Annotated in this window: 7 protein-coding genes; all 7 read right to left on the bottom strand. The window is 59.4% G+C overall.

From position 1 onward, the window contains the following. Positions 1-156: 156 nt before the first annotated feature. Entirely contained in the window at positions 157-2,046 is a 1,890-nt protein-coding gene (locus I1M21_RS09605; RefSeq protein WP_195193387.1) for a carbon starvation CstA family protein, read from the bottom strand. A 419-nt stretch (positions 2,047-2,465) separates the two neighbouring features. Continuing rightward, on the bottom strand, positions 2,466-4,850 hold the full coding sequence (tsaD, locus tag I1M21_RS09600; protein ID WP_195193386.1) for a tRNA (adenosine(37)-N6)-threonylcarbamoyltransferase complex transferase subunit TsaD: 2,385 nt from the start codon (positions 4,848-4,850) through the stop codon (positions 2,466-2,468). Continuing rightward, positions 4,837-5,343 (bottom strand): tRNA (adenosine(37)-N6)-threonylcarbamoyltransferase complex ATPase subunit type 1 TsaE, encoded by a 507-nt coding sequence (gene tsaE, locus I1M21_RS09595; protein ID WP_195193385.1) that lies wholly within the window; start codon positions 5,341-5,343, stop codon positions 4,837-4,839. The genes tsaD and tsaE overlap by 14 nt, the downstream gene beginning before the upstream one ends. Before the next feature lie 12 nt (positions 5,344-5,355). Further along, positions 5,356-5,976, bottom strand: a complete 621-nt coding sequence (locus I1M21_RS09590; protein ID WP_117800997.1) for a uracil-DNA glycosylase — start codon at positions 5,974-5,976, stop codon at positions 5,356-5,358. A gap of 8 nt (positions 5,977-5,984) precedes the next feature. Further along, positions 5,985-7,130 carry an alanine racemase gene (gene alr, locus I1M21_RS09585; RefSeq protein WP_195193384.1) on the bottom strand — a complete coding sequence of 382 codons (1,146 nt, stop codon included), beginning with the start codon at positions 7,128-7,130 and terminating at the stop codon, positions 5,985-5,987. Between the two features lie 2 nt (positions 7,131-7,132). Continuing rightward, a complete protein-coding gene (locus I1M21_RS09580) occupies positions 7,133-8,749 on the bottom strand; it encodes an NAD(P)H-hydrate dehydratase (RefSeq protein WP_195193383.1) in 1,617 nt (538 codons plus the stop codon). Then, positions 8,750-9,289, bottom strand: a complete 540-nt coding sequence (gene acpS, locus I1M21_RS09575; protein WP_195193382.1) for a holo-ACP synthase — start codon at positions 9,287-9,289, stop codon at positions 8,750-8,752. Between the last annotated feature and the right edge of the window lie 187 nt (positions 9,290-9,476).

Genomic DNA, 9,476 nt, shown 5'->3' with positions numbered 1-9,476 from the left:
GCCGGTTGGCGCCACCCGCATAGCGGGTGGTTTCTGGTACGCCGCGCTGCGCGCGGCGCACAGGCTAAAGCCTTTAATGAAAAAAGACCGGGCCCGCGTTCTGCGGACCCGGTCTTTCCGAGTCATAGAGATGGAGGATTCAATCCGTCCGATCGGCTAAGCCTTGGCAGCCTCGGCGTCGGCAGGGGCCTCGGCGGCAGCGGCGCGGCCGAACTCGGCCTTGCCCATCTCGGACCACTCGGGCTCCTCGTCGGGCATGGAACCGGCCTCCTTGCCGAAGAACTCCTTGAGGCAGTTGACGGCAACGATGAGGCCCAGGACCATCAGCAGGACGGCGAAGACGAGCTGCAGGCCCTTGGTGGCGGCGACGGAGACGGCAGCCGTGGTAGCGGTGGCCGGGATGGTACCGAAGAAGCCGTAAGCCTGGACAGCGGTCATGCAGCCCATGGCGCTCTGGACCAGCGAGGTAAAGGTGCAGCAGAGCAGGAAGACAACGGGCACGTAGAGCATCCAACCCTTGCGGCCGGTGCACTTGCAGAACACGGCGAGGGTGATCATGGTCATGCCGCCGAGCAGCTGGTTGGAAGCACCAAAGAGCGGCCAGATGTTGGCATAGCCACCAAAGGCGAGGGCGAGGCCAGGAAGCAGGGTGACAACCGTGGCGAACCAGGGGTTGCCGAGGACCTTCATGTAGCCGGCCTTGGACTCGATGGCCAGGGCGTCGTTGGTCTGGGCAAAGAACTCGGAGAACGAGGTGCGAGCGATGCGGGCGACGGCATCGAGCGAGGTCAGGGCCAGAGCGGAGACGTTCATGGTCATGAAGACGGTTGCGAGCGTGCCGTCAACACCGAAGGCCTGCATACCGCGGGAGATGCCAGCGGCAAAGATCTGGAACGGGGTGGAAGCGACGCCGGCGTTGAGGGCGCCGGTACCGGCGGTGTTCATATCGGAGAACATGATGCCGGCAACGATGATGGCAAGGATGCCGACGAAGGACTCGACGACCATAGCGCCGTAACCGACCTTGACGGCGTCCTGCTCCTTCTCAACCTGCTTGGAGGAGGTACCAGAAGAAACGAGGCTGTGGAAACCGGAGAGAGCACCGCAAGCGACGGAGACGAACAGGACCGGGAACATCATGCCGGAGGCACCAGAGAAGCCGGTGAAGACCGGAGCGGTCATCGTAGCCTGGCCGTGAACACCCAGGACAACGATGCCGAGGACAGCGCAGGCGATCATGACGATCATCATGATGGAAGTGAGGTAGTCGCGCGGGGTCTTGAGCATCTGGATGGGCATAGCGCCAGCGAAGACCAGGTAGACCATGACGACAGCGAACCACTGGAACTTGGTCAGATAAACCGGGAACTGCATACCAACGGCGAACATGAGAACCATGAGCACCACGCCGGTGACGAACTCGGCAGCGCCGGTGAGGTTGAACTTCTTCTGGGCCCAACCAAAGGCCATGGCGACGAAGGTGAACAGGATGGAGATGGTGCCAGCGCAGCCGGCGGCATAGGACTTGGTGAAGTCGATGGCACCGGTAGCAGCACCAGAAGCGTCAACGGCCGGGGTGAACATGAACGTCTTGCAGACCATGTCGGTGAAAGCGGCGATGACGATGATGCAGAACAGCCAGCAGAACAGCAGGAACAGGCGACGGCCGGTCTTGCCGATGTACTTCTCGATGAGCTGAGCGAGCGACTTGCCGTTGTTCTTCATCGAGGCGTACAGGGCACCAAAGTCGTGGACGGCGCCAAAGAAGATGCCACCGACGAGGACCCAGAGCACGACGGGCAGCCAGCCAAAGGCCATTGCGACGATCGTACCCGTGACAGGGCCGGCACCGCAGATCGAGCTGAACTGGTGCGAGAACGCGGTGAAGGCGGAGACGGGCGAGAAGCTCTTGCCATCCTTCATGCGCTTGGCCGGCGTGAGGGCCTCTTTGTCAACGCCCCACTTGTTGGCCAACCAGCGGCCGTAGCCCAGATAGCCGCAGGCGAGCACCGCCGCAGCCACAACCATGAGCAAAACTCCGTTCATTACATTTCCTCCTCTAAAAAGAACTACTCAGACATAAAAAATGAGGGCCGTCGGTTGCGCTCGACGGCCCTCATCTTCATCAGCCGCCCGTTATCGTACGGGCTAGCTGTATGTGCTAACCCGCATCAGATAATTACTACGCTGATAATGTTTAGCTGATGCGTGAACATGTCTAAGTAATCCTCTTCAATCATGATGTGAACGATCCGTGCGTGTTCACATCCCCCAGTGGTTGAAAAGGAGTATGAAACTTTAGTTACCTAAAGTCAACGCAAATTTGTAATGAATTTTCAACTTTTTTTTGATTTCTCGGTATAAAACGCCACTGACCTCGGACTTTACCCCACGACAGTTTTTGCATGAGAGATGCCCCTGAGAGCCGCGGGAGCCGGGCGGCGCCGGGGACCGCGCCGTACCAGCTACAGCGTCATGTTTGGATCGGCGTCGACATCGAACGGCGAGATTTCACCTCGGTCGAATTTACGGCGAGCGACCTCCGCAATCATGGCTGCGTTATCGGTACAGGCAGACAAGGGCGGCACCGTTACGCGAATCCCCTGACGCCCAAGCTTCTTGATCATCATCTCGCGCAGATGCGGGTTGGCCGAGACGCCGCCACCGATGCAGTATTCCTTGCATCCGGTAGCGTGCAATGCGTTTTTGGCCTTCTTGTACTGCACGTCAAAGACAGCTGCCTCAAACGAAGCTGCCAGATCGGGAAGGTGAATCGTGCGCCCGGCCTTGGTCTCCTGTTCAATGTAGAGCGTCACAGCGGTTTTAAGGCCCGAAAGCGAGAAGCGATAGTCTCCTCTGCTGTTAAGCGCACGGGGGAAATCGATCGCCTTGGGGTTGCCCGTCTCGGCCAGCTTGGAAATGATGGGGCCACCGGGATAGCCCAGACCCAATGCCTTGGCTACCTTGTCGAAGGCCTCGCCCACAGCGTCGTCGAGCGTCTCACCGAGCACCTCGTAGTCGCCCCACGCCTTCACGTGCACGAGCATGGTGTGCCCACCCGAGACAAGCGTGAAGATAAACGGCGGTTTGAGGTCGGGTTGCGCCAGCAGGTTGGCAAACAGGTGCCCCTCCAGATGGTTGACGCACACGAGCGGCTTGCCGGCAGCGTAGGCAAAGCCCTTGGCGAAGGCGACGCCAACCACGAGCGCGCCCACCAGGCCCGGACCCTGTGTCACGCCCACGGCGGCAAGCTCGCTGGGGGCAATGGCTCCATCCTCAAGACCAAGCGATGCTGCGGCATCCTCGAGCGCCGCATCCACGACACTCACAATCACCTCGACGTGTTTGCGCGAGGCGATCTCGGGCACCACGCCGCCAAAGCGGGCGTGAAAATCAATCTGCGTCGACACCTGGTTGGCCAGCATATTGCCATCCGCATCGATAATCGCCACGGCCGTCTCGTCGCAGGAACTCTCGATAGCGAGCACTAGGCGGCGGCGCTCAATTTCGGCACGCTCCCCCTCGGAGCGCCCAGGAGCAGGCAGCGGCCATACGCGCTGCTCTGCCGCCGTCGGCTCGGGCGAAGCATTGTCGACCGGAAGCACCAGGGGCAGCGGAGCCGTCATGACGATGGCATCCTTGCCGGCACCATAGTAGCCGCGGCGCCGTCCTGCCTCGGTAAAGCCCAGAGCGTTATAAAGCGCGATCGCTCCCTCGTTGCCGTCCTCGACCTCGAGCGAAGCCGTGGTGCAGCCGAGCATCTGGGCATCATAGCTCACATGCGACAGCAGCTTGCGGGCAATGCCCTCACGGCGATGTGCCGGGTCGACGGCGACATCCAGAATCTGCACATCACCGTCCACGACCATACCGCCGGCAAGACCCAGTAGCTTGCCGTCGTCGTGTGCCACCCACCAACTACGCGGCGCAGCGACGTCCTCGCCCAGTTCGGACAGGAACATGCCCGGCGTCCACGCCTCGTGTCCGGCACCTTCAAAGCAGGCAGCCTCCAGCGTGCTCGCGCCCTCGGCATCCGCCGCGCCCATGGGACGGAACTGCAGATGACGACCGGCGAGCTCATCGGCAACGCCCGTAATTTCGCTCTGCGCACTCTCGGCAAGACCAAGACGCTTGCGCTCGTTTTCCTCGGCATCCGAAAGGCGCGTGTAAATCGGCAGGACGCGAGCCGGATCGCCGTCACCCGCAGCGTGCGCGAGCAGCAAGCCCTCGCCCGAAGGCCACCACAGGTCGCGCTCCACGCAGCGGGCGGTCTCGTCCTCACCCAGCAGCTTGCCATAGCGCACGAGACCGTCACCGGTCAGCTGAACCTGGTCCCAGTCCGCTGCTTGGCGCCACTCATCGAGCGCCACGGCGGCCTTGACCACGTGTTCGCGCTCAAATTGACGCTCGGGGCCCTCATCGACCAGCATATACAGCGCCGGATATACCTCACCGCGCATAGCATCGGCCAAGATACCAAGCTTGCCGCGCACGCCAGCCTTCCACGCCGTCCAAGCGCAAGCGTCGAGCGTCGACACACCCAGCAGCGGCACGTTGGCACCGCGCGCCAAGCCCTTGGCGGTAGAAATGCCGATACGCACGCCGGTAAACGAACCCGGACCGCGACCGACGACGTAACTGCCCACGTCAGCACGGTCCATGCCAACCTGAGCAAGCACACTGTCGACGGTATTCACGAGCTCCACATTGGCATGGCGACGGCACATATGGTCGCCACTCACCAGCTTCGCCTCGCCCGTCTGCCCATCAATCCAGCTTGCCGCGCAGGCAAGCATATCGGTCGAAGTATCGAGCGCCACCACCAGCGCGTAATCGTTATGCAAGCTCATCTTGTACAGCCTTATCAATCAAATCGGAAAGCTCCGCTGCGCGTTCGCCGTGCGCCTCGAGCGTTATCGTTCGCACGTCGCTATCGTTCTCATCACGCTTAAGCGTTACCGAAAGATACTCGTCTGTCAGTTCGTCCTGGAACTGTTCGCCCCACTCCAACAGACAGGCACCCTCATAGCCCAGTACATCGAAAATGCCCGTATCCTCGAGCTCGTAAGCATGCTCCAGACGGTACAGGTCAAAGTGGAACAGCGGAATACGCCCCTGGTCATGAACGGCCATGAGTGCGAATGTGGGGCTCGTGACCATATGGCCGTCGCCCAGACCACGCGAAACGCCCTTGGTAAAGTGGGTTTTGCCCACCCCGAGGCCGCCGGTCAAGATCAGCACATCACCATCTTCCAGGCACGGCGCAACCAGCTCGCCAAAATACTCCGTATCGGCAGAGCAAGCCGTTTTATAAATACCTACCCCCAGGCGCTCCAGGGACATATATGCTCCTTATTATTCCGAGGCACCCTCTGGCGCGGGATGCCGCTCCAGATAGTCGCCCAGCATCTTAAAGTCTTCCTCCAGTAGCTCCTGCCACGCCGGATTACGCAGCGCCGCCGCTGGATGGAACGTGGGCATCACCACAAAATGCCCCATCTGATGGAACCTGCCGCGCAGCTTGGTGATGCCGATCTCGGTTTTAAGCACAAAGTGCGTCGCAGGGTTACCGAGCGTCACGATGATGTCGGGCCAAATGCTTCGAATCTGCTCACGCAAAAACGGTGAACAGGCCAGCACTTCCTCGGGCCGAGGATTGCGATTTCCCGGTGGGCGACACTTAAGCACGTTGGCAATGTAGACGTCTTCGCGCTTGAGGCCAGCCAGCGACAGGATGCCGTTGAGATCCTCGCCCGCCGCCCCCACAAACGGTTCGCCTTGCAGATCCTCGTTACGCCCCGGCGCCTCGCCGATAAACATGACGCGGGCGTGGGGGTTTCCCACGCCAAACACGATGTTATGGCGCGACTGATAGAGCTGGCAGAGATGGCAGTCGCCTAAAACAGCCTCAATCTCCTCGAGTGCAACCTCGCGCGGCGCTTGGTGACTATGTCCGGGGATGTGCATGACACCCATAGTGGCTCCTACACGTAGACCTTGTCGAGACGCATGCCAAAGCCGCAAGCAACCTCGTAGTTAATCGTGCCGCGCAGGCGAGCCATCTCGTCCATGGTGATCTCGGCATCACCATCGCGGCCGACAATGATCATCTCGTCGCCATGCTCGGCCTCGGGAATCTCATGCGCCGGATTGGACTGGATGGCGACCATAAACTGATCCATGCAGATGTTACCCACCTGACGAATGCGTTCACCGCGATACAGCACGTCCATACGATTGGAGAGCGTACGCGAAAGACCATCGGCATATCCGATCGGCAGCGTGCAGATCTGAACGCGTGTGCGCGGTACGCGGTAGGTAAAACCGTAGCCCACGCCCTCACCCATCGCAGGATGCGCCACACGCGTCACGCGCGCATGGACGCTCATAACAGGATCGAGCTTCATCACGCGGCCGCCCAGCTCGCATGGCTGCATGCCGTACAAGCCAACGCCGACGCGAATCATATCAAAATGCATCGAGGGATCGAGCATCGAGGACGGCGTGTTGGCACAGTGCACGATACCGCACTCAAAACCCGCGTCCTTAATGGCTTGAACGGCCTCGGTAAAGCGTTGGCACTGCAGCTTGTAGTCCCAACCCGAAGGTTCATCGGCCGTCGCGAAGTGCGTAAAGACGCCATCGCACTGGATACCGCGATGGAAGCTAATACCACGAACAAAGTCGAGCACCTGCGTGTAGTGAACACCGATGCGGTTCATGCCCGTCTCGATGGCTAGATGGTACTTGCCCACCTTGCCTGCCGCGACAGCACACTCGCCATAGGCAAGGGCGAAATCGGACGTATAGACCGAAGGCATGATATCGAACTCGAGCAACGTCGGAATGGCCTCGATAGGCGGCTCGCTCAGGATCAGGATGGGTTTTGTGATCCCGCCCTGTCGGAGCTCAACACCCTCGTTGACCGTCGCCACGGCAAACATGTCGGCACCGGCCGAATACATGATTTTGGCGCACTCGACGGCACCATGGCCATAGGCATCGGCCTTGACTACGCAGCACAGTCGCTGACGTGGATCGAGCAGATTCTTGTAAGCCCTCGTGTTGCGGCGAAGCGCCCCTCGGTCAATCTCAACCCAGGACCAGCGCGTCAAATCGGCTTTATTCATGATTAGTCATCCGACCCTTCGTCCATGATTCCCAGATCATCGAGTGCGTCCTTTGCCGCCAATTCCATGGCAGGACCGATCAAGTCGATCAGATCGGTCGCAATAACACTCTTCTCACCATACTCCGTCGCCGCGGCAAAACCCGCGTAACTGTGAAGCGCAACGGCATACGAATACAGCAGCTCCCAGCGATCCATCTCATCACGCATGGTAGCCAGTGTGCCAGCCAAAATGCCCGCAAGAACATCGCCCGAACCGGCAGTCGCCAACGACGCCGGACCCGAGAGCGGCAAAAGCACGCGCTCAACGCCACAGATAGCCGTCGTCGGCCCCTTGGCAATAACCACGAGATTGTCGGAGCCAGCAGCCCAGACGACCTTCTGCGCGGCCGCGATTGCAGTCCCCAGATCGTTAACCTCGTCACCGGCAACCAAGCGCGAAAGCTCGCGATAGTGCGGCGTCATGACGAGGGGCTGCTCACGGCGGTACATCTCAGGGTTGCTATCGATACCGTCGATAGCAATCTTAGAAAGGCAGTTGAGCGCATCGGCATCAAGGATCAGCGGCACATCAAGCTCCAACAAGCCCGAAACCACCTGCATGGCACCGGCAGACGTCGTCATGCCGGGACCGCACAGTACGCAGCTGTACTTCTTTGCAATCTCGCACACGGTCATACGAGCAGCGGCACCAAAAGAGCCGCGGGAATCGGACGGAATAGCAAAAACCGGAATCGAGGGGAGTGCCATACGAATAAGATTGGCACACGCATCGGGCGTCGCGACAGCCACATAGCCGGCACCCGCACGGGCAGCAGACTTGGCGGCCATAATGGCAGCGCCAGGATACTGCGCCGAGCCGGCAACAATAAGGACGGAACCGCGAGAATACTTATCGATATTCGTGGGCAGCGGAGCAAAGAAATCCACCAGGTCACCGGGCTCGACTATCTCGGCGGCATGGTCGACATCATCGATGACCTCATCAAGGCGATCATAGAGGCCACCGCACACCAGATCGCCGGCGTACTCTGGGCCATCAGCGCTGTAGAGGCCAATCTTGGGCGTGATCATCGTGACCGTGCGCTCGGCACGGATGCAGTCGTCGTCGACAACACCGGTTTCGGCATTCAGACCGGAAGGAACATCGATGGACACCACATGGTCGGCGCAGTCGTTAACTGTCGGAATCCAGATGGAGAACGGTGCACGCAAGTCACCGTGGAAACCGGTACCAAAAATAGCGTCAACAACAACGTCGGCCTTATCGATCAAAACCTCAAGCTCATCTCGCGAGGGACCGACACACACATGCACGTCACGACCGGCGGTGCGGCGGGCAACATGGCGAGCCAGAGCGGCAGGAATCTCATCCGGCTCAACCGGAGACACGATATCCACGTCAACGCCCTTATGACTCAAAATATCAGCCGCGACCCAACCGTCGCCACCGTTGTTGCCAAAACCGACCAGAACCAGGACGCGATCGGGATTGAGCTTTAGTATTTCACGAGCAGCAAACTCACCCGCCAGTTCCATAAGCTCGGCCTTCGAAGTTCCTTCGCGTTCGATAATATCCTCGAGGCGAACGACTTCCTCGGTACTCAAAACCGGTTTCATCTATGCTCCTAGCGTATCTTGCGAAGCATCGCCCTGGTGCTCCGCCAAAGCTGAATTTTGCAGTTGCTCAAGCTCATCTAAAACCGAGCGAGCCTCTTTATAAGTTTGTGCAACGCGTTCCTTGGTGCTCACCTTTTCTTCCTTAGGCTTAGGTCGAGCATCCTCGGTGATCGCAATGGCGTTGGCTACGGCCAAATCACCCGTCAAGGTAATGGAAAGCGCAACTTCAACGACACCCAACTCTTGAGCAATCTCGAGCGCTCGACCCGAAAGCACAGCTTTAGGCTTTCCAAGCTTATCGCGCGTTACCGAGACGTCTTTGCGGCCGACGCCCTGACTAAAACCCGTACCAAGAGCCTTGAGAACCGCTTCACGAGAAGCAAAACGGCTCGCATAGTGCGCCGCAGGACGCGATGAAGCGTCGCAATATGCGCACTCTTCTTCGGTAAACACACGCCGAGCAAACGACGGCGTCTTTTCAAGGATTGATTTCATGCGGGAAATCTCGACGATATCAACGCCGACACCAGCTTCAGCCATGTTCACCTCCATATTGCACAGACTAAGTTATTGTAGCCCGTTAACGGAAGATGCGACAAACGAGGGTCATAAAACACAGCGAGTTTGTTAGATTTGGCTTAAAATCAGAGCCACCCTTAAAAAGGGTGGTTTGCTCTTAGGGTATAACCCACGGGCCCCGGGCTCGCGTCTAAAGGCGCGGGCCCGG

The organism is Collinsella aerofaciens, from assembly GCF_015546965.1.
Taxonomy (GTDB): domain Bacteria; phylum Actinomycetota; class Coriobacteriia; order Coriobacteriales; family Coriobacteriaceae; genus Collinsella; species Collinsella aerofaciens_X.
This window is presented reverse-complemented; position numbering and strand designations above follow the sequence as displayed.